General features: G+C 59.0%; 13 protein-coding genes. 12 read left to right on the top strand and 1 reads right to left on the bottom strand.

All coding sequences use genetic code 11. The features are described from left to right. The first annotated feature begins 108 nt into the window (after positions 1 to 108). The 11 genes from HNQ59_RS00065 (at position 109) to HNQ59_RS00015 (ending at position 20146) form a co-directional block, all read left to right on the top strand. On the top strand, positions 109 to 6645 hold the full coding sequence (locus HNQ59_RS00065; RefSeq protein WP_184033461.1) for a non-ribosomal peptide synthetase: 6537 nt from the start codon (positions 109 to 111) through the stop codon (positions 6643 to 6645). A 21-nt stretch (positions 6646 to 6666) separates the two neighbouring features. Further along, a complete protein-coding gene (locus HNQ59_RS00060) occupies positions 6667 to 11202 on the top strand; it encodes a type I polyketide synthase (protein ID WP_184033458.1) in 4536 nt (1511 codons plus the stop codon). Then, complete coding sequence (locus HNQ59_RS00055) at positions 11199 to 12878, top strand: condensation domain-containing protein (protein ID WP_184033456.1); 1680 nt, start codon at positions 11199 to 11201, stop codon at positions 12876 to 12878. Before HNQ59_RS00060 ends, HNQ59_RS00055 begins: the two co-directional genes overlap by 4 nt. A gap of 2 nt (positions 12879 to 12880) precedes the next feature. Beyond that, entirely contained in the window at positions 12881 to 13819 is a 939-nt protein-coding gene (locus HNQ59_RS00050) for an ABC transporter ATP-binding protein (RefSeq protein WP_425491305.1), read from the top strand. Then, positions 13812 to 14924 carry an ABC transporter permease gene (locus HNQ59_RS00045; RefSeq protein WP_184033450.1) on the top strand — a complete coding sequence of 371 codons (1113 nt, stop codon included), beginning with the start codon at positions 13812 to 13814 and terminating at the stop codon, positions 14922 to 14924. The genes HNQ59_RS00050 and HNQ59_RS00045 overlap by 8 nt, the downstream gene beginning before the upstream one ends. 119 nt (positions 14925 to 15043) lie before the next feature. Further along, positions 15044 to 15235: an MbtH family NRPS accessory protein gene (locus HNQ59_RS00040; RefSeq protein WP_184033447.1), complete on the top strand. Its 192-nt coding sequence runs from the start codon at positions 15044 to 15046 to the stop codon at positions 15233 to 15235. A gap of 16 nt (positions 15236 to 15251) precedes the next feature. Continuing rightward, positions 15252 to 17426, top strand: a complete 2175-nt coding sequence (locus HNQ59_RS00035) for a penicillin acylase family protein (RefSeq protein WP_184033432.1) — start codon at positions 15252 to 15254, stop codon at positions 17424 to 17426. Positions 17427 to 17482: 56 nt separating this feature from the next. Continuing rightward, positions 17483 to 18334 carry a MipA/OmpV family protein gene (locus HNQ59_RS00030; RefSeq protein ID WP_184033429.1) on the top strand — a complete coding sequence of 284 codons (852 nt, stop codon included), beginning with the start codon at positions 17483 to 17485 and terminating at the stop codon, positions 18332 to 18334. 274 nt (positions 18335 to 18608) lie between these two features. Beyond that, positions 18609 to 18944, top strand: a complete 336-nt coding sequence (locus HNQ59_RS00025) for a hypothetical protein (RefSeq protein ID WP_221320144.1) — start codon at positions 18609 to 18611, stop codon at positions 18942 to 18944. 177 nt (positions 18945 to 19121) lie between these two features. Beyond that, complete coding sequence (locus HNQ59_RS00020) at positions 19122 to 19499, top strand: hypothetical protein (protein WP_184033423.1); 378 nt, start codon at positions 19122 to 19124, stop codon at positions 19497 to 19499. A 5-nt stretch (positions 19500 to 19504) separates the two neighbouring features. After that, positions 19505 to 20146, top strand: coding sequence for an SOS response-associated peptidase (locus HNQ59_RS00015; RefSeq protein WP_184033420.1), 642 nt, complete (start codon positions 19505 to 19507; stop codon positions 20144 to 20146). A gap of 24 nt (positions 20147 to 20170) precedes the next feature. On the opposite strand, the gene HNQ59_RS00010 is transcribed toward HNQ59_RS00015, so the two are convergent. Next, complete coding sequence (locus HNQ59_RS00010; RefSeq protein WP_184033417.1) at positions 20171 to 21157, bottom strand: DNA-binding protein; 987 nt, start codon at positions 21155 to 21157, stop codon at positions 20171 to 20173. 364 nt (positions 21158 to 21521) lie between these two features. Between HNQ59_RS00010 and HNQ59_RS00005 the strand changes: the two genes are divergently transcribed. Beyond that, the gene (locus HNQ59_RS00005) at positions 21522 to 22262 is read left to right on the top strand and encodes a tetratricopeptide repeat protein (RefSeq protein ID WP_184033414.1); all 741 of its coding nucleotides are present in this window, start codon (positions 21522 to 21524) and stop codon (positions 22260 to 22262) included. The last annotated feature ends 286 nt before the right edge of the window (positions 22263 to 22548 follow it).

Genomic DNA, 22548 nt, shown 5'->3' with positions numbered 1-22548 from the left:
CGACACGATTGGATTTCCATCATCACCAAGGATGTGCCGTGCTGCCGTGCGGCACCCCGCCGCTCAGACCAGGGCAGCCCACATCCTTACCATCAGCAGGAGATTGACATGCAGGCCCCATCCTATCTGTTCAAGCCCTCGTTCTCTCAGCAGCGGCTCTGGCTGCTGGATCAACTTGAGCCTGCGTCCACGCAATATCATATTGCAACCGCTCTGCGCCTGGTCGGGCCTTTGCATGTTCCCGCTCTGCAACAGGCGCTGGATGCGGTCATCGCCCGGCATGAGTCGCTCCGCACCTGCTTTGTCTACGACCAGGGCGAATTGCAACAGTGCTGCCTGGAAACGCTGTCCGTGCCGATCCGGCTGCATGAGCTGGCCGATGCAGAGCCCACAACACTGCAGGCATTTGCCCTGGCGCAATACCATCAGCCATTCGATTTGAGCCAAGCCCCTTTGTTACGGGTCGATCTGGCCGCTTGCGGCCCGCAGGATCATCTGCTGGTGATCATCCAGCATCACATCATTTCAGACGGTGTCTCCAGCGGCATCTTTGCGCGTGAGCTGGCCGACGCCTACCGGGCTGCCTGCCAGGGCCAGGCGCCTGACTGGGCCGAATTGCCGATCCAATATGCAGACTACGCGGCATGGCAGCGCCAACAAACAGCCACGCCCGAACACCAGGCTGCCTTGCAGTATTGGCTACAGCAATTGCGCGGCGCTGAGCCGCTGGCCTTGCCCACCGACCGCCCACGCCCAGCCCGCCAGTCATTCAAAGGCGCGACACTATTCACCGAGTTGCCCGCCTCGGTCGTCGAGGCTCTGGCCCAACGCGCCAGACGCCAAGGCAGCACCTTGTTCATGACCTTGCTGACAGCGTTCTATGCTCTGCTGCATCGCTACACCGGGCAGAGCGATCTGGTGATCGGTACCCCAGTTGCCGGGCGTCAGCAGCCTGAGCTGGACAATCTGATCGGATTCTTCGTCAATACCTTGGCCTTGCGCGTGCAGCTCGACCCTGCGCAGACCTTCCAACAACTGCTGTCCCAAGTACGGGAAGTGGTGTTGGCTGGACAGAGCCATCAACAGGTGCCGTTCGATCAAGTGGTGGAGAGGCTGAACCTGGCCCGGGATCTCAGCCATGCTCCAGTATTCCAGGTCATGTTCGCCTATCAGGAGGTGGATGAAGCGGGCTGGTCATTCGATCAGTTGCAGGTCACCCCGTTGCAGCTCGCCACTGACACCAGCAAATTCGATCTGACCCTGTCGCTGGTCAACGCGCCCGATCAGCTCAGCGTGGCCTTGGAGTACAGCACGGATCTGTTCGACACGGACACCGCCGCCCGTTTCGGGCAACACTTCATCACCTTGTTGACGGGCATTGCGGCGGACGATGCCAGGCCGATCCTCGACTATCCATTATTGGGTGACGCCGAGCGTCATCAGCTGCTGTCCGGCTGGGATCAGCCGTTGACACACCATCCGGTCGATCTGTGTCTGCACCAACTGTTCGAGCGACAGGCGCGACTGACCCCACATGCCGAAGCACTGACCGCCGGGCACCAACGCCTGAGTTATCAGTCCTTGAATGCCCGCGCCAACCGCTTGGCGCATTACCTGCTGAACGCGGTGCATGAGCGGGGCGGCCAGCCCGTCGGGCAGCCATTGATCGGCATCTGCCTGCCCCGTCAGGAGGAGCTGGTGGTGGCCATCCTGGCGGTGATGAAGGCTGGCTATGGCTATCTGCCGATCGATCCAGCCCTGTCCGCAGAGCGGATCGGGTTTTATGTGGCAGACGCCCAGGTGTCGTTGGTGGTGACCCAGGCCGAGTACAGCGTGCTGTTCGATGAGCGCAGCATCGACACGGTCTGTGTGGACAGTGAACGGCCTTTCATTCAGTCCATGTCGGAGGACAACCCGGCGCTACCCTGCACACCCGAGCAACTCGCCTATGTGATCTATACCTCTGGCTCCACTGGGCAGCCCAAGGGCGTGATGGTCACGCATCTGAATGTGTTGCGCTTGTTCAAGGCCACGCAGGATTGGTTCCAATTCGACCAGCAGGATGTGTGGACCTTGTTCCACTCCACCGCTTTCGATTTCTCGGTGTGGGAGATCTGGGGCGCCTTGCTGCACGGGGGGCGGCTGGTAGTGGTGCCTTATCTGGTGTCCCGCTCGCCCGAAGCATTCCATCAGTTGGTGGTGCGCGAACGGGTCACGGTGCTGAACCAGACACCATCCGCCTTCAAACAATTCATTGCCGCAGATCAGGCCGCAGGCTTGTCTGCTGACGCCATGCAGTTGCGCTGTGTGGTATTCGGTGGCGAGGCGCTGGAACCTGCCAGCCTGCTGCCCTGGCTGGACAAGTACGGGGAAGACCGCCCGCAATTGATCAATATGTACGGCATCACCGAGACCACGGTGCATGTCACCTATCGTCCGATCCGCCGCGCCGATGCCGAGCGGGTGGGCAGCAGCCCGATCGGCGTAGCCATTCCGGATCTGCGCCTGTTCATTCTTGACAGCCAACGCCGCCCCGCGCCCATCGGCGTGATCGGTGAGCTGTATGTGGCGGGCGACGGGGTGGCGCTGGGTTATCTGAACCGGACGGCACTGACAGCGGAACGTTTCATCGATTGGCCCGCCGACCTGATGCTGGCGGTCGGGTATCAGCCTGGCACCAAGTTGTACAAAACAGGCGATCTGGCGCGCTTTTTGTCAGATGGCGGTATCGAATATAAAGGCCGAGCCGATGATCAGGTCAAGATCCGTGGCTTCCGCATCGAGCTGGGCGAGATCGAGGCCGCTTTGCGGCAATCCGAGCAGGTGAAGGAAGTGGTGGTGCAGACCTGGCGCGACACGCCGACTGCCGATGCACGGCTGGTCGCCTATGTGGTGCCTGCGGTGGACGATGTGAAGGTTGAACAGCTGCGCAGCCTGTTGAAGACCATGCTGCCGGACTACATGGTTCCTGCACATTTCCTGTTCCTGACCGCCTTGCCGCTGACCAACAACGGCAAGATCGATCGCAAGGCATTGCCCGCGCCACAGACTGACCGCCCACAGCTGGCCAGTGATTACGTTGCGCCAGGTAATCCAGCCGAGCAACAGTTGGTGGCAGGATGGTGCCGGGTGCTGGGGCTGTCGCAGATCGGCATCCATGACAATTTCTTTGCCTTGGGGGGAGATTCGCTGCGTGGCGTACAGGCCATTGCCAAGGCGCGCGAAGCGGGGCTGAGCCTGTCGCTGGTCGATCTGTTCGCCCATCAGACCATTGCTGAGCTGGCCAAGCTGGCGGCCAGTCGGGCAGGCGACGAGCAAGGCGTAGAAACGATCAAAGTGCCATTCGGCCTGATCAATGAGGCCGACCGAGCCCGCATGCCGGATACAGCGATCGATGCCTATCCCCTGAGCCGTATGCAGGGCGCGATGTTCTATCACATGCAGATCTCCCCGACGGCCAATGTCTACCATTGCACCGGCACCTCGCACTTGCGCCTGGGCTCGCCATTCGATGAAGCAGCCTTCCGTGAGGCGGTGCGACGCACTGTGGCCCGCCACGACATCCTGCGCATTGGGTTTGACCTGACCGGTTGCAGCGAGCCACTGCAGATCGTGCACCGGGAAGCCGTGCTGCCGGTGGTGGTGGAAGACTTGCGACATTTCAGCGAGGCAGAGCAGATCGAGCAGATCAAAGCGCTGCTGGAGCAGGAAAAGCACACCCCCTTCGATTTTGCCAAACCCACGCTACTGCGCTTTTTCATCCAGCTGCGCAGTGATCGCAGCTTGCAGTTCACCATGACGGAATGCCACCCGATCTATGATGGCTGGAGCTATCACACCATGATCGTCGAGGTGTTCAACCGCTATGCGGGCCTGACTGGCGACAGCACCTTTGTCGAGCCGCCTCCTCTGCAGGTCAGCTACCGTGACTTCATCGAAAAGGAACTGGCGGCAGTTGCCGACCCGGCGCACCAGCAGTTCTGGTCTGACTGGCTGGATGACTGCACCGTGCTGCGTCTGCCCCGCCTGCCGGGCTACCAGCAGCATTCACATGACCCCAGCCTGAAGGCGATCCGGCTGAGCCTGCCGGAGTCGGTCTATGCTGGCCTGCAGCGCTTGATGCATGCGGCCTCTGTGCCGATGAAGAGTGTATTGCTGGCAGGGCATATCAAGGTGATGAGCCTGATCAGCGGCGAAACCGACATCCTGACTGGCATCCCCACCAATGGCCGCCCGGAAGAGGTCGGGGGCGACCAGCTGTATGGGCTGTTCCTGAATACCTTGCCCTTCCGCTATGCACTGGAGGAGAGCAGCTGGCAGGCGCTGGTAAAAGGCGTATTTGCCAAGGAGTGCGCCGCCATGCCCTATCGGCGCTACCCGCTGGCCGAGATCCAGCGCCAGTTCGGCAAGACGCCACTGTTGCCGGATGTCCTGTTCAACTACATGGATTTCCATGTCTATGACCAGCTGGATAGCAAGCTGGGGTTCGAGGTGGTGGATACCTTGGACACTGGTGAGGTGAACGAAGGCACCAATTTCCCGCTGAATGTACATTTCCAGCATCTGACCTTGTCCTCCAAGCTGACTCGCCATCAGATATCGATCCAGATCGACTTCGACGAACACCAGCTTGCCCGCGAGCAGGTCGATCTGCTGGCGCATTTCTACCAGCAGGTCTTTGCCGCAATGGCCAACGAGCCCAGCGCACTGCACCATCAGCAGGATTTCCTGCCAGTACCGATGCGGCAGCAGCTGTTGGGCGTGCTGGCTGGCGCTGCTTCATCATCCACCATGGCCAAGCAGACATTGGCTGATGCCTTTGCCGCGCAGGTGGCTGCCAAGCCCGATCAGGTCGCCCTGATCGATGGCGACAGCCAGCTGAGCTACCAGGCACTGAATGCCCGCGCCAATCAACTCGCCCATTATCTGGTTGGGCAAGGGCTGCAGCCCGGTGAGCCAGTGGCGATCCATCTGGGCCGGTCGAGCATGCTGGTGGTGGCGATGCTGGCCTTGATCAAGGCCCAGGCGATCTATGTGCCAATCGATCTGGATGATCCGCGCGAGCGCATCGACAATATCCTGGCGGACACTGGCTGCAAGCTGATGCTGACCGAGGAGCGCGGGTTGACACGCCTTGGCGGGGTACCTGCCCAGTTGTTGGTGCTGGATCGGATCAGCACCTTGGTCAACCAATATCCGACGCTGGATCTACCCTGCGATGACCAAGCCAACACTGCGGCTTACATCATGTACACCTCTGGCTCGACTGGCGTGCCCAAAGGCGCAGTGATTCCTCAGCAGGGGATCATCCGACTGGTATGCCGCCCTGGTGATATCGACTTGGCCCAGCATGGCCGGATATTGCAACTGTCATCGATTGCCTTCGATGCAGCGACATTCGAAATCTGGGGCGCGCTGCTCAATGGTGGCACGCTGGTGTTGTATCCCGCCAGCCTGCCCAGCATCCCGGTGCTGGAGTCGATCATTGCGCAACATCAGATCCAGACCCTGTTCCTGACCACCTCGTTGTTCAACACTGTCGTGGATGAAAGACCCTCGTTGCTGGCACCGGTGCAACAGGTGTTCACGGGCGGCGAAGCCATGTCGCTCAGCCATGCCCGCAAATTGTTGGCAGCGCTGCCCCGGCTGCGGCTGTTCAACGGCTACGGCCCGACGGAGAACACCACTTTCACCACCTTGCATGAGCTGGATGTCAACCGACTCGACCAGCCCGACAGTGTCCCGCTTGGCCGCCCGATCAAAGCCACTCAGGTCTATGTGCTGGATCGATTCCAGAATCTGGCGCCAATCGGCACGCCAGGCGAGCTGTATACCGGCGGTGCAGGCGTGGCGCGGGGCTATCTGAATCGCGAGGCGCTGAACGCAGAACGCTTCATCGCGGACCCATTCCACGGTGATGCAGGTGCACGGCTGTATCGCACAGGTGATCGTGCTGCCTTCCTGCCAGATGGCAACCTGATCTACCTCGGGCGCTTGGATGGCCAGGTGAAGATCCGTGGTTTCCGCATCGAGCCAGGTGAGATCGAGCATGCCCTCCGGCAGCACCCGCAGGTCAAGCAAGCGGTAGTACGTATCGTGGAGGAGCCCTCGGGCAAGCGCATCGCGGCCTATGTGGTGGCAGAGCCTGGCTTGGCGCAAGACCCCATCACGCTCAAGACCTTTGCGGCGCAATGGCTGCCGAAATACATGGTGCCCAATCATTTGATTTTCCTGCCCCAATTGCCACTGAAACGTAACGGCAAGGTGGATCTGAAGGCGCTGCCTGCACCACAACAGGCCACCGAACCAGCCGCCCTGCGTAGCCCTGGCAACCAGCGGGAGCGTGACATCCAGGGGGTGTGGGCGCAGGTGCTGGAAATCGATCAGCCTGGCATTGATGAGAACTTCTTCGATCTGGGGGGACATTCGCTGCTGTTGGCTCGCGTCCATCAACAGTTACGCGCCAAAGGCTATGAGGATCTATCCATCGTCGATCTGCTGAACTACCCGACGATCCACGCGCTGGCCAGTCATCTGGAACAAGGCCCGCGCCAGAGCGGTGCGCAGGCTGCTGCCACTGCCCAGAAGATGGCGGCAGGGCGCCAGCGTCTGGCCGAGCTGCAAAAACAGAAACAGAACGCATGAAAACAGGGGAGTTTAGGTGAGATGGATACGCAACAACTGAACGGTTTTGAAGTCGCCATCATCGGCATGGCCGGGCGCTTCCCAGGTGCGCAGTCGGTGGAGGAGTATTGGCGCAATATCGAAGCGGGACTGGAATCGGTTCGGCCACTGACAGCCGACGAGCTGGCCACCGCCGGCATCAGTGCCGCGCGGCTGGCTGACCCGGACTATGTGAACGCCGGCGCGTTTCTGGAGGACATCGAGTATTTCGATGCCGGCCTGTTCGGCTATTCCGCCAAAGAGGCGCAGCTGATGGACCCCCAGCATCGGCTGCTGCTGGAGACCGTATGGCAGGCTTTGGAGCATGCAGGCTGCGCCCCCGACCAGTTCAAGGGGCAGATTGGCCTGTTTGCCGGCTCATCGGGCAGCAGTTATCTGGTTGAGCACCTGGTCAACAACCCGGCCTTGTTGCGCCAGGTGTCGCTGCAAGATCTGATGTATGAGAACAACCATGATCTGCTGGGCACCCGGGTATCGTACAAGCTGAATCTGACCGGCCCCAGTGTGGTGATGGGCACGGCCTGCTCCACCACATTGGTATTGCTGCACTACGCCTGCCAAGCCTTACTGGCTGGGGATTGCGATGTGGCATTGGCCGGTGGCGCACGTGTCAGCGTACCGCACAAGAGCGGCTACCCATATGCACAAGGCGGCATCTTGTCGCAGGACGGTCATTGCCGCAGTTTTGACGCCAAAGCCAGCGGCACCATTTCCAGCAACGGGGTCGGGGTGGTGGTGTTGAAACGGCTGGCCGATGCGCTGCAGGATGGCGACACCATCTATGCCGTGATCAAAGGCACTGCCATCAACAACGATGGCGCACAGAAAGTCGGCTTTACCGCACCCTCGGTCGAGGGGCAGGTGGAGGTGATCCGTCGGGCGTTGATTGCGGCGGACGTGTCCCCGGCATCAATCGGCTATATCGAAGCACATGGCACCGGCACCCATCTGGGCGATCCGATCGAGGTCACCGCACTATCCCGCGCCTATCGGGAATCGACCGATCGCGTCGGGTACTGCGCCATTGGCTCGGTCAAGGCCAATATCGGCCATGCCGATGTCGCAGCCGGCATCGCTGGGGTGATCAAGGCTACGCAGATGCTGCATCACGCGGTGATCCCCCCGGCAGTGAATTTCGAGCAGCCGAACCCAGAGATCGACTTCGACTCATCGCCATTCTATGTCGCCACCCGTCGCCAACACTGGCAACAGATGACCCGCCGCGCCGGGGTGAGCGCATTCGGCATTGGCGGCACCAATGCCCATGCGATTCTCGAATCCACCGACCACCAAGTGCCCAGCGGCCCTGGGCGCCGACTGCAGGTGATCAGTGTTTCGGGCAAGTCCAAGGCCGCGCTGCAGGCCAATGTTACCCAGTTGCAACAATGGCTGGCAGATCACCCCGATGCCGAGCTGGCCGACGTAGCCTACACCTTGCATCGTGGCCGAACCGGGCTGGAACACCGCAGCAGCGTGGTATGCGACAGCGTGGCCGACGCCGTACAACGTCTGAGCGGCAATGTGCCGATGCTCCATAGTAAACAGGCTGATCGAGGTGTGGTATTCATGTTCAGCGGCCAGGGCACGCAGTACCCAGGCATGATGCGTGATCTGTATGCAACCGAAACCGTCTTTCGTGAGGTAGTCGATACCTGCGCCACCCTGTTGCAGACCTGGCTGGGTCGCGATATCCGCGAGCTGATGTTCGATGAGGCACAAACCGACGAGCCCAGCCTGTTATACCGCACCCGCTTCACTCAGCCCGCCTTGTTCGTCTCTGAATTCGCGCTGGCCAAGCTGCTGATGAGCTGGGGCATCGAGCCACGTGCGGCCATTGGTCACAGCATCGGTGAATATGTCGCTGCCTGCCTCGCAGGGGTATTCAGCCTGCCCGACGCACTGAAGCTGGTTGCCGCCCGCGCCGCCGCCATGGACGACATGCCAGCCGGCAGCATGATCGCGGTGGATTTGTCCGAAGCCGACATCCAACCATTTCTGCTACCCGGCGTGGCGGTTGCTGCCGTCAATGCGCCAGAGCTGGTTGTGGTGTCCGGCGAAAGCAGCCTGATCGAATCGATCGAACACAGCCTCAAGCAGTCGGATGTCCATGTGCGCAAGCTGCACACCTCGCATGCATTCCACTCAGCCATGATGGATGCCTGCCTGCCGACCTTTGCCCGCGCTTTTGACGAGGTGACGCTGAATCCGCCGCAATGGCCTTTCATTTCGGATGTCAGCGGTGATTGGATCACCGACGAGGCTGCCACGTCGGTCAGCTATTGGCTGACCCAGCTCCGGTCTGCTGTCCGCTTCAGCGAAGGCGTCAGCCGCCTGCTGGCAGACACCCATAGCATCTTGTTGGAAGTCGGCCCCGGCAGGACCCTGGCGGGTTTGGTGGAGATGCAGCTGCCCGCAGCGGAGCGGAGCAGGGTGGTTTCGACTGTGCGTGACATCAAGCGCAAACAGGCGGATGACCATGTTCTGCTGGAGTCATTGGCCCAGCTGTGGATGCTCGGGGTACGCATCGACTGGGCCGGGTTCTATGCCGCCCAACAGCGCCGCAAGCTGGCCTTGCCTAGCTATGCCTTCCAACGCCAGCGGTATTGGATCGACCCGGTTCCCACTACTGCGTCTGCCGCTGTCGAGCATCGACCAGAACGCCTACCTCTGGCCGACTGGTTCTACCAGCCGGTCTGGCAACAAGCAGCACGGCCCGCGCCCGCTTTTCCAGTGCAGGATAGCCGTTGGCTGTTGTTCGATGATGAGCAGGGCGTGGTGGTGGCGCTGGCACGTGCGTTGCGTAAGACTGGTGCACGCTGCTGGCTGGTCAGCAGCGCAAAATCGTTCGTCGTGTACGATGCCTTCCATATCGGCGTATCGCAGACACAGGCCGGAGAGATCGGACTGTTGTTCGACCACCTGGGCAAGCAGGGTGGCATACCAGAGCATATCGTATTCGGCTGGGGGCTGATGCCCGCCCGCAGCAGCCTGCTGCCAAGTCAGCAAGGGCTCGACACCTTGCTGCAGTTGGCTCGTCAACTGTCGGTTAGCGCACCGGGGCAAGCGGTCAACCTGAACTGCCTGGTGACTCAGTTGTTCGATGTCACTGGCAGTGACCACCTGGATCCGACCAAGGCACTGTTGCTTGGCCCATGCCGGGTGATGAGCAAGGAATATGAGCAGATCCGCTGTCGGCTGATCGACCTGAACCTGCCACCCAAGCGCCTGCTGGGTGGCACGGCGGCCTTCGATACCAGCGCGCTGCTGGCCGAATTACTCAGCCAGGACGAGCCGGAGGTCGCGCTGCGCGGGCGGCAGCGCTTCGTGCAACGTATGGTGCCAGTACCGCTACCCATCTCACCGGCGACATCGATCTTTCGTCAGGGCGGGGTCTATCTGATCACCGGCGGGTTCGGTGGCATTGGTGCGACTGTCGCGCTGCACCTGGCCAAACAATATCAGGCTCGCTTGATCCTGACGGCCCGCCACGAATTACCCGCCGAGGCCGAATGGGCCAACTGGCTGGCGAGCCACGCCGAAACCAACGAGAAATCACAGCGCATCCGCTTCTTGCAGCAATTGAATGCGCTCGGGGCGCGGGTGCATGTGATTGCGGCTGACATCGCTGATGAAGTGGCAATGAAGCAAGGCCTGGCAGATGCCCAACAACAGCTGGGGCGCGTGCAAGGGGTGATCCACGCGGCAGGGGTGGCGGATGGTGCCTTGATCCAACGGCGCACCAGCAGTGAAACCGCCGCCGTGTTGGCACCCAAGGTAAAAGGCACCCTGGTGCTCGATGCTTTGTTGCCGGAGCAAGGGTTGGACTGCTTCGTGCTGTGTTCCTCCTTGGCCTCGCATATCGCACCGGTCGGGCAGGTGGGCTATTGCGCCGCCAACGCCTTTCAGGATGCATTCGCCACCGCAGCCAGCCTGCGCCGACCGGGTACTCGCTACCTGGCCATCGGGTGGGACTCATGGCGCGAAGTTGGCATGGCCGTCAACAGCCTGGGCGCGGATCAGCTGGATGCCATCCGCCACGGCATCCTGCCACAGGAAGGCATCGAAGCGTTGGAACGGTTGCTGGCCAGCTCACTGCATCACGCCTACACCAGCACCCGTGGCCTGCCGCTACCGATCACACCAGAAGCCGAGGCAACCGAAACGGTGGCCGAGTCACCTGAAACCAACACGGAAGCAGGTGGTTTAGGCAGCTTTTTCCCACGCCCTGAATTGTCGGTGCCCTTTGTCGCCCCTCGCAACGGTGTCGAGGCCTGCATCCGCGATATCTGGCAGGACAAGATGGGGGTGGCGCCCTTGGGTGTGCATGATGACTTCTTCGAGCTGAATGGCCACTCATTGATGGCAGTGCAGATCATCACCGAGATCAAGCGCAAATTGAAGATCGCGCTGCCCACCGGCGTGATCTATGACCAATCGACCATCGCGCAGCTGGCAGAAAGCGTGGTGGCGCAGGCCAATCAGCAACAGCAACCCCTGCCAGCGCTGGAGGAAGCATGATGGCGGCGATCCAGACCCATGCCAGCCCATTGACCGAGCTGAATCTCGATGAGCTGCCGTTCTACCGCGAGCGGGAGCAACCAACCCGCCCCGCCGCGCCCACCAAGCCCAATCATCCGCCCACGCACGAGCAGCAGCCTGAGCCCCAGGCCATCGTGCCGGGGCAGGCTTATCCCTTGGGTTATGCGCAGCTGTGCTTCTGGTTTGTGTACATGGCGCTGGGTGAGACAGCCAACAACCTGCTTCGCCTGATGCTGGAAGGTGAGCTGGATGTCGGCAGGCTGGAGAAGGCGCTGAATCACCAGCTGCAGCGGCATGATGCATTGCGGGCGAGCATGTCGGACTGGAATCCAGTACAGCGCTTCATCGCTTGGCAAGCCATCGATCTGCCTTTTCAGGATCTGGCCGGGAAAAGTGAGCGGGAACAATCTGTCGCGGTATCGCAGCTCTCCCATCAACTGCTGGGGGCCCCCTTCGATCTGGCCAAACCCCCGCTGATGCGTGCCAGATTGGTGCGGCTGGGGCCACAGCAACACCTGCTGTTGCTGTGCTTTCCCCATATCGTGGCGGATGGAGCGGCCATCCACCTGTTCCAGCAGCAAATGATGGATGTCTATGATCGCCTGGCGCGCGGCGAACGCTTGCCAGGTCGGGAGCAGACCCTGCAGATTGCTGATTTCGCCCGCCAGGAGCGTCAGCGCTATCAGGCCAATGGGCGGGCCGCCAGTGCCTTCTGGCAACGGGTGCTGGCCAAGCATCCCTACGCCCGGTTTCCAGAGTCGATGCGCGAGACTGGCCGCATCCAGCATCACAGCCGCTATGTGACCTTTCCCGGCGAGAGCTATCAGCAGTTGCAGCAGCTGGCCAAGCACCACAAGGCAACCCACCAGATGGCGCTGATCGCTGCCTTGACCTGCGTGATCCAACATTTGACCGGTGCACGACAGTTCACGGTCAACTCGGTGCTGGAAAGCCGCGACCAGGCTGGCTCGGAAGACCTGATGGCCCCCCTGTTGCGGGTCATGCCGGTGCCGGTGACATTCCACCCAGGGCAGACCTTTGTCGATCTGCTGCAAGCGGTGCGTAGCCACATCCTGGCTGCCTATGAGCACAAGGATTGCCCCTGGAGCGTCCCAGTCGGGCTGTTGGCCGAGCAGCGCTGGCACCGCAGCCCCCGTGCCTATGTCCGGCTGATACACGCCGGCAGCTGGCTGTTTGCCAAATTGTTCCGACGAGGGCAGTTGTACCCACGCTATCTGGCGGATTACCTGTTCATGGAGGCCTTCCCGCCCGAGGCAGGCTGGCGCAATCGCCTGCGCAAGCAACCACCACGGGCGGAGCGGGGCGGCATTCCAGATCCGGTGATCAATATCAATATCCTGCAGGGTGTCTACAAGCGTGATAAAGCGCCGGCATGCAGCCAGCTACGTGCCTGGCAGCTCAACGACCCGCGTCAGTTCGCGCTGAGTGAAAGCCTGGACAGCAGTTGGGAGGATGAAACCATCAACCTTTATATCGTTGACACCGGCCAGGGCAAACCCAGCATCCGTATCTGTTGTACCAACCTGCATGAGCAGGGGTTGAATCGTCTGATGCAGGCCATGGAACACATCCTGCAGCGGGTGGCCGATCAGCCGCTGTTACCACTCAACTTAACGGGAACGTCAGTCACATGAAGATGGCAGCAAATGAAAAAGTGATCGAATTCAAAGGCGTGACCAAGCGTTTCAAGGATTTGACCGCGGTCAACGATGTATCGCTCGACATCCATCGAGGTGAATTCATTGCCTTGCTCGGCCCGAATGGGGCAGGCAAGACGACGCTGGTGGAGATGATCGAAGGGCTGAAACAGCCAGATGCCGGCTCGATCCGGATTCTGGGCAAGGAATGGGCCCGGGATGAGGCTTTCCTGCGGATGCGGCTGTCTGGGGTGCTGCAGGAGACATTGTTCATCGGTAAGTTGCGGGTGGATGAGACAGTCAATCTGTTCGCCAGTTTTTACAAGCGCCCGCGCAGCCGGTCCGATGAAGTCTTGGAGCTGGTCGAGCTGACTGGCAAGCGGAAGGCGCTGGTGGAAGGCTTGTCCGGGGGGCAGCGGCAGCGGCTTGCCTTGGCGATTGCCATGCTCAACGAGCCGGAGATCATGATTCTGGACGAGCCCACCACCGGTCTGGACCCACAAGTACGCCGTGGTACGTGGGAGATCCTGCGTCGGCTCAATCGTGAAACCCGCTCCACGATGATCCTGACCACCCATTACATGGAAGAGGCGGAATTCCTGTGCGACCGGATCTGCATCATGCATCAGGGCCGGATTCTGACTCAGGGCACGCTGGATGAGCTGTTGCATACCCATGAGCCAGGCGAGATCGTCGAATATCGGGTACAGAATGAGCAGGCCTGCGTCGAGCTGCGGCAGAACGACAACGTGATCAGCTACAGCTACGACCAGGTGTCGGCCAAGGCCCGCATCCTGGTGCATAACGGCTCGGATTTCCTGTTCCGCCTGTCTGAGTTCGTGCGTGATCACAAGATCAAGATCGATGAAATCGTCGTCCGGAAGAAAACGCTGGACGATCTGTTCCTATCCCTGGCTGGCAGAGGTTTCCATGAATAGCGCGCTGTTCCAACTGATGATGACGCAGTTTCGCCAATACATTCGCGAGCCGCAGATTCTGTTCTGGTCGTTTGGCTTTCCGTTGCTGCTGGTCTGGCTGCTGGGCGTGTCGTTCTCTGACAACGAGGTCAAAGAGCACACCATCGGCGTCGTCCTACCCGCTCAAAGTGAGCCAGCCAAGGCTTCCATCAAACAATGGGCCGAGCAGATGGCGTCCACGCCACATAGCCTGTCCACGATCGTCAACAGCGGTGAGATCAAACGTGATCATCTGGTCAAGGTGAAGTATCGCTTCCATTACTATGACAACCGTGAAGAGGTCGTCAAAGCCCTGAAACGGGGCGATGTGCAGATGTTCGTGGAGCTGGATGCGTCGTCCGGCAAGCGCATCTATTACCTCGATCCGCAGAACAACGACGCCATGTTGACCTATTTCTTTCTGGGGGACGACCCGACCAGGCTGACCAAGGTGGTTGAAAAGAACATGTCAGTGCTGGAAAGCCCCGGTCTGCGCTATGTCGATTTCCTGGTGCCTGGGCTGATCGCGATGGCCATCATGGAAACCTGCCTGGTTGCGGTCGGATGGACGCTGATCGAGAAACGCGCCACCAAGGTGACCCGCCAGATGCGCATCACCCCGATGAGCCGTCATGACTTTCTGGCCGCCCATGTGCTGGCGTGTTTCGTGTTCAGTTTTACGGAGATCCTCGTCATCTACTTCTTTGCACAAAGCTACTTCGATGTGCATGCACAAGGGGGCATGCTGCCCTTCGTGCTGCTGGTGATCGCGGGCAATCTGTGTTTTGCGGGCATCGCCATCCTGGCGGCCTCCAGGGCGCTCAAAGCCCAAACGGCAAGCGGCCTGCTGGAGGTCACCATCCTGTTCCTGGTGATCTTCTCAGGCATCTTCTTCAGCTACAAACAATTCCCGGCTTGGATGGTATCGGTCATCGAAGTCCTGCCGTTGACCATCCTGGTGGATGCCATGCGCATGGTGTTCGTGGAAGGGGCAGGGGTTCTCGACATCGCCAAGCAGGCGGCGATTCTGAGCTTGATTGGCATCGGTACCTTTGTGACCGGCGCCCGCGTCTTCCGTTGGTATTGATGGGCCGCAGGCGGCGCAGCACGCGCCGCCTGCCATTGCAAGTAAGCGTCTGGCCATGGTTGGATGACCGACCGGCCAAGCAGGGCGCACCCCAACCCAGACTGAGTAAAGGAGCCACCATGAACACACGTTTCACGGTCATCGTCAATGCCTATCACGACTATGCCCTCCATGATCTCGATCAGCCCATCCCGTCCGGGTGGCGTGACTTGTTGGTGGTCGGCAGCCTGGCGGATTGTCAGGCCTACATCCGCAAGGCGCAGCAGTGCCTGCCTGCCAGCGCCATCGATAGTGAGCCCGCGATCATTTGAAGGTGAGGAGGTCAACATGTTGAAACCTTGGTTGAGGACTGTGGCCGGGGTGTTGGCCCTGCTTTCCCTGAGTGGCTGTGAGTGGGATCTGGAAGAAACGACACAGCTGCCGCGCGGCAGTCAGGTGATGTGGGATGGCGATGGTGTGCCCCATATCTATGCCTGGCGATCAGACAGCCTGGCCTACGCGTTTGGCCGGGCCCAGATGCAGATGCATCCGGAACTGCTGTTGCGCCTGTACGCACAGGCCCGTGGCCGCAGCGCGGAGTACTATGGACCAGTGTTCATGCAGGGCGATCCCTTCCCGACGGATCTGGTCGAGGTGGATACCCTGGTACGGACCATGGGCTTTCCGGCACGGGCACAGACCTGGCTGAATCAGCAAAGCCCACGCATGCGGGCATTCATCGACAGCTTTGTAGAAGGGATCAACGCCCAGGCGGCCAGCATGGCCCTGAGCCCCGAAGCCAAGGCGGTGCTGCCTGTGCGCAGCGAAGACGTGATGGCGCACACGCTGCGGTTGTTCTTCAGCTATCTGTCCGGCGCCACCACCACAGGCGAGCCCAACTGCAGCTTGATCTACCCCAATCCAGCCGCCACCCCTTTCAATCTGATTGGCGGCTCCAATGGCTGGGCATTGGGCCCGAAACGAACCGCTTCCGGACATGCCATGCTACTGGCCAACCCGCATCTGGTGTGGGGCGGCACCCATACTTGGTTCGAGGCCCATTTCAGCAGCCCTACGTACCAGATCTATGGTGCCACGCTGGTCGGCCTGCCTGTCATGCGGATCGGCTTCAATCAACAACTGGGCTGGGTACACACCGTCAACAGCCAGGATGGCTGCGATCTGTATGAACTCAAACCAAGCGGGGAGGGCTATCTGTTGGATGGCCAGACCCGGTCATTCGAACAGCGTCAGGAAACCCTGCTGATCAAGCAGCCAGACGGCAGCCAGCTGGCCACCACCTTGCATCTGCGTCGTAGCATCCATGGCCCGGTCTTCGAAAAAGCAGGCAAAGTCTACGCCATGCGTATTGTCGGGGTCGATCAGCTGCCCACCCCAGGGGTGCTGGAGCAATGGTGGGATATGGCTCAGGCGCGTCATTTTGGTGCCTTCAAGCAAATTGTCACACGCCTGCAAAATCCGTATCACAATATTCTGTATGCAGATCGTGACCGGAACATCTGGGGCGTATTCGGTGGATTGACCCCGCGCCGCCCACAAGGCGATGCCGCCTTCTGGGCGCAGCCGGTCGATGGCAGCCGTAGCGACCTCATCTGGCACGACGCGCTACGCCTGTCCGAGCTGCCCCAAGCCATCAACCCGGAGAGTGGCTGGGTGCAGAACTCCAACAGCGTTCCATGGACAATGACCAAGCCTAACCTGAACCCAACGCATTACCCGGCTTATCTGTCCCCTTATGTCAGCCCCTTGTTGCGGGAGCAACGTGGCATCCAACTGATCGAGCAGTCCGCACCGTTTACGTTGGACAGCCTGATGACGGCCAAACATGACACACGGGCGCTGCTGGCAGATCGTGTGCTCGATGACCTGATCAGGTTTGCGCTTGCCAGCGGGCAGCCTGCACTGCAACAGGCAGCGCAGGTGCTGGGAGGCTGGGATCGTCGAACCGATGCGCACAGCAGGGGTGCCGTATTGTTCGCCGCCTGGGTGGCCGTGATGGGAGGGGACGAGGCTTTGCCCTATCGTGACCCAGCCGATCCTCGTCGACCCGACACCACGCCTGCGGGATTGACTGACCCGGTCGCCAGCTTGACTGCGCTGGGTAAAGCGCTGGCCATACTCGGGCAGGTAGGCGTGGCGCCCGATGTGGCGTTTGGCGAGGTCTACCGTTTCCGTAAAGGCAAGCCCGGTAGCGCACACTTTGTCGATCACCCCGCCAATGGCGGCAGCGAAAGCCTGGGCGTGTTCCGTACCTTTGGGTACATCGACGACAGCGATGGCCGTCAGCGTGCCATTTTTGGTGACACTTTTTCCGCGCTGGTGGAATTTTCCAGCCCGGTTCGTGCCAAAGTGATCCACACCTATGGAAACAGCAGCCAGCCAGACTCGCCGCACTACGGCGATCAGCTGGCATTGGCCGCCAGGCAAGGCATGCGGGATGCGCGGCTGAGCTGGCCCGAGGTGCAACGGGCAACTGTCCGACAAGAGCGTTTCAAGCGTTGACGCCCCATCATCAACGCGTTTTACCCTATCGTTTCTTTATTTTGATCGGAGTAAGGATGAGTACGTTGCGTCACAATACCCACAACCGACCAACAACCTGGATAAGCCGCCTGGGCTTGGCGCTGTGCATGGCAGGCGGAATGAATATCGCCTGGGCAGATGACTGGTCATTGACCACTGATTTGGGCGTCGCCGTCGGCCATCGGTATCCAGGCGGGAAGGAAACCGTCACCAGCCCACTGATTGGCCTGACGCTCAAGGCACCCATGGGTTTCTTTATCGGCACCCAATCCGGCCTGGGTTGGGGCACGGATATCGGCAAACGGGCCAGCGTTGCGGTCTACTTGGCTGCCAGCCCTGGCCGGAAGGATCATCGTGCACGCTTTGAGGGCTCGGACTACCTCAAAGGCATGGGCGATATCAAAAGCCGGGCACAATTAGGCTTCAATGCCAAGGTCGAGTTGGGCATGTTCGAACTGGAATCCACGCTGGCATTCACCGATAAGGGCAGCGAAGAACAGTACATCGACCTGAATGGCAAGCAACAGACCGCCCGCCAAGAAGGTAGCGCCAACCTACGCCTGTCACTGGGAACCCAATTCTATGAAGGCAAATGGGGCACGCTGGCCGGTGCCGTCCTTACCGACTTTGGTGACAGCCATTACATGATGAACTGGTTCGGCGTGAACCCGCTGCAAGCATCCAGAACCCAATTCAAGGCGTACACGCCCAGCGCGGGCATGGTGGACCTGGGTGCCAGCCTGGCCTGGATCGTCCCGCTGGACAAACAGACCACGTTGACTTTCGGCGGCGAAGCCTTGCGTCTGGTCGGTGATGCAGCGGACAGCCCGATTGTCCTGAAGAAGAACCAATTCTCAGGCACTGCGGCATTGAGCTATACCTTCTAAATAGCGCGCTGCCACCGACAGGCCACCAGGGCATTCTGGTGGCCTGTCAGGCTCTGAATCGTGATGACCGCAGCATGAAAGGCGCATCCATCAGTGGCTGCGCCTGCCATGAGCAACCAGCCACCGAAAGGAGGGCTGCGCGAGGGTGTCAAAATATTATAGGGACTCCAAGCCCCCACCCCTGGATGCTTACCAAAGCCAGTATCAGTGTTACAATGCGCGCCGCAAAAAAATCTCGCCCTCATCCATGAAGCAAGCAGCAGACGACAAAACCATGGAACTCCCTGGCATGCCGGTGCCGAAACGCCGAGGCCGCCCCCCCATTGGCACGCGGGCCATGACCGCTGCCGAGCGCAAGCGTCGCAGCCGCCAACTGAACGGAATCGGTTCGTCGGTCGATCTCAGCCGCCAGACCGCACGCCAATTGCGTGATTTCGCCAACGACAATAATCTGACGATTGATTCAGCCATCCAGATGCTGATCGTCGCGTTTGAGCATATCGAACTCAGTAACGCCAAGCGCGCCGGTGATCTGGTGGCTGCTTACGCCAAGAGCCCAGAAGAAACAGTAGGCTATATGCGCACCATCCCATTCCAGTTTGGTCGGTGAAATCCACGCTTGCCTGAACGCTGCTGATCAAATCGACACCTCAGACAAAGCACCTATCTGAGCGGTCAGCCTTTTCCAAGCGGGGTGATCATCCATCTTGGCGCTCAGTCGATGACTGGTTATAATTACAGTCACGACTATCACGCATTTGCCCTTCATCTTGCAAAAGGATAACTCATGAACACCGATTGCGAGCCAATCAACCTGATGCCCGCACCGGCCATCACTGACGCACGTAAAACCTTGGGTGCACTGGCTGTATTTGCCATGGCGCGGAATGAACAACTTATCGATGCCCACAGCTTGAATCGTGAAATTGAATCACGTATTGGCACTGGCTGGAGCTTCCTGACAGCCATGCAATGGCTGGGCGGGGAAAAGGCGCAGGCCGTGGTGCAAGGCCTGGCAGAGCAGGGCACCTATGGCGGGCTATCAAAACAAGCCATGCGAGATCTGATGCAATCCGCCCACGCCTTATGTCAGCAATGGCCCCCGCACGCCAATGACAACTGGCTGCTGGCACGCATCGTCGCGGATCAACGCCAGGCACACTGACCATCATGTGCGTCAACTTCCAGTCACCCACCAAAGGGGAATTCCAACAATATTTCGCAGTTGATTGCCCAAGTGAGATGGATTCCCTGGAAATCTGGCAAGACTATTGCGCGCCCATCATACTGAATGACGACGATGATCAGCGCATCGCGGTTTCCGCCAGCTTTGGCCTGGTGCCACAACACCACAAGCCCATTGGTGTCAAACACCTGTCAACCATGAATGCGCGCGCGGAGACCATTAGCAGCCTGCGCAATTACAAGCCATTCTGGCAAGCCTGCCAGCTCTGCCTGGTGCCCGCAAAATACATCTATGAACCTTGTTACGCGTCAGGTACGGCAATGCGTTGGCAGATCGGCATGGCAGATGGGCAGCCCTTTGCCATTGCCGGGTTATGGCGCACCTGGTCAGGGCGGGGCGGTGTGGTCGAATGCGCATTCACCCAGATCACCATCAATGCAGACACCCATCCACTGATGAGCCGCTTTCATAAACCATTGGATGAGAAGCGAATGGTGGCGATCATTGCCCCGTCCGATTATGAGGCTTGGTTACGCTGTCGCAACCCTGCTGTGGCGGCCACTTTTCTGAAACCCTATCCAGCCGAATGGATGACTGCCCAAGCTTCGCCACTGAAGCGCAGGTGATACGCTCCTGCGGTTGCCTGATCCCTACTGGAACAAATCCAACGTCAACACATCAGGCAAAGGCTCAGCCACTTCCGCAGGGCGGTGGGCAGTCTGCAATGCGCTCCACAAACGGCTTTGATCAAATGTAGCCTGACGCAGCTGTTGGTTGAGTGACTCGATCATCGACTCAAGCCGGTCTATACGCTGCTGCTGCGCCCGGCGCATGATCAATGCCTGATCTTGATCCTGCATTGCGAGCGACAGCTGCTGCTTATGTAATGCCAACTCGGCGTCCAGCTTGGCCAAGTCCTGGTAGGTATTGGTCAGCTCACTCTGCTTCACAATCAAAGTCTGATTGATAGTACGGATCTCCATCTGTGCCTGCTGCAGCTGCTGATCATGTCGCCTCAGCTCCTGCTCACGCTGCACCTTGACCGATTCGCGATAGTGCTCCAATGCCGATCTCGCATGCTGATGTTTCTCTTCCAGTGATTGAATGAATTGCTGCCGCTCCTCAAGACGCTCCTGCAGCACTTGACTCTGTTGCCTGCTTGCCAGCAATGCCGCCTGAGACTGCTGATATTGATCAGTCAAGACATTCAGACGATCCTCCTGAGCTTTCAGATCTGCTCGACAACCATCCAATGCCTGCTGCCGTTGTACGGCTTCGACTTGCAGCCGAGCGACAGTGGCTTCATGTTCCACCACCAAAGCTTGCTGATGTGCACGCAATAACTCCACCTCAGCTAGGCTTTCCGCATGCAATCTTTCAGCCAAACGTACCACCAGATCCTGGATGACTTCACTGACCACCAGCTTTCCACTGCCGGCTCCACCATCCTCATCCTCCAGCTCACGCAGATACCGGTGGATGGTCGTTTTAGAGCCTGTATTCCCCAAAATGACCCTTATCGCATCGATAGATGGGTGCTTACCCTCCGCTAGCAGCACATCTCTCGCCTTTCTGACATCCGATTTATAAATACCTGTTCTGGCCATGGGCTTACCGTCCGCACAAATAAGATACATATTACATACCATGTAATATCATACTAAAAAATACGAATAATGAAATAAAAAATCCCTATTTATAACAATTGATAATCACAAGTTATCACGCCTAAGAGGAGGGATGCAGGCCCCGAATGGGGCAGGGTGCATTAATTACAATTCCCGCCCGCAATCAGATCAAGGTAATGTGGACATGCTCACGCCGACGCGAGCAACACTTCAATAGCTACCTGATTGGCGCGTACAGCTATGAGGGCCGCCATTCTGGCTTGCATTTGCTTAATTGGAGATGTATTCGCCAAGCATTTATCATGCAAACGTGCGAAGTTGCCGCAAACTGTAAGCCACATACAACATTGCCAACATACCGGGAATATCCATCATGCGTGACAGCACCAAAAGCTTGTCCGAAATTTGCACCCTCGCGCTGAACAAAAACGTGAATCGAGTGCAGATCGTTGATCTACTTGGAAAAATACAGGCTACTCTGGGCGGAGACTATGCTACGACCAAGGCAGGCGTAGGAGGCGGTATTTATGAACTGGTGCGGGCGATCAAGATTGTGGACCGTGGTCACCAAATACATGACCCCAAAGATATCGGCGACAACTATTACAACAAAGGTGGCATCAATCGTGTCCGACAACAGAAATGGGCGACCGGCACATCTCGCGCCACGCTGAAAAACAACCTCAGTAGCGCCATTTGTCAGCTTGCCGGGGTGGTGGACAACAATCCCGAAGTCGCACCAGCCGGCTCCGTCGCCATCATGGATATCGTGCTAGCCGACGGCATGCACACCAACACGCAAACAACGCTACAGAACAATCTGCAAACCTACATGACAGATGTCATGCAGTCGCACCTTGCCAATTATGGCGACAGTGCATTGCGTCACGCCCGATCTGTTTCATTAAGGGTTACGGTGGTCAATGGCGGCAATTCGACTAAATATTGTGCCGACTATGTAGCGGGCACAGTCACGGTGCGGACGCCGCAAACCAAGCAGCGTGATGAGGTCATTGTCACGGCTGGCTTGATCGAACTATTGGCGGCAGATGTAAGAGACTACGGAAGGGCTGTTATTAAAAATGAGATCAACCAGATCGCGTCGCAGATTTGAAAGACTATTCAAGAAGTTTCAGGAAGGCATGCTGGTGATTCTGCAGCAAGTCGAGCCATTGGCCAGCCCAGCAGAGATTGAAATCCATAATTTTACATAATACACATTATACGAACTGTATGCGACTCTGTATTGCAGCTGCTGACGCACCAGGTTCAGCAGCTCTCAGCCTATCCAGAACGGCGGGCGTGTGACCTTTCCCCACCACGGTATACCAAGAATTAGTTAGCATGGAGGGCGATAGGAGCTCACATGCGCAAGGCGAGATTCAACGAAGTCCAGATCA

The sequence above is a fragment of the Chitinivorax tropicus genome, assembly GCF_014202905.1.
GTDB lineage: Bacteria > Pseudomonadota > Gammaproteobacteria > Burkholderiales > SCOH01 > Chitinivorax > Chitinivorax tropicus.
The sequence above is the reverse complement of the archived record's forward strand: the minus strand, read 5'-3'. Positions and strand labels throughout refer to the sequence as shown.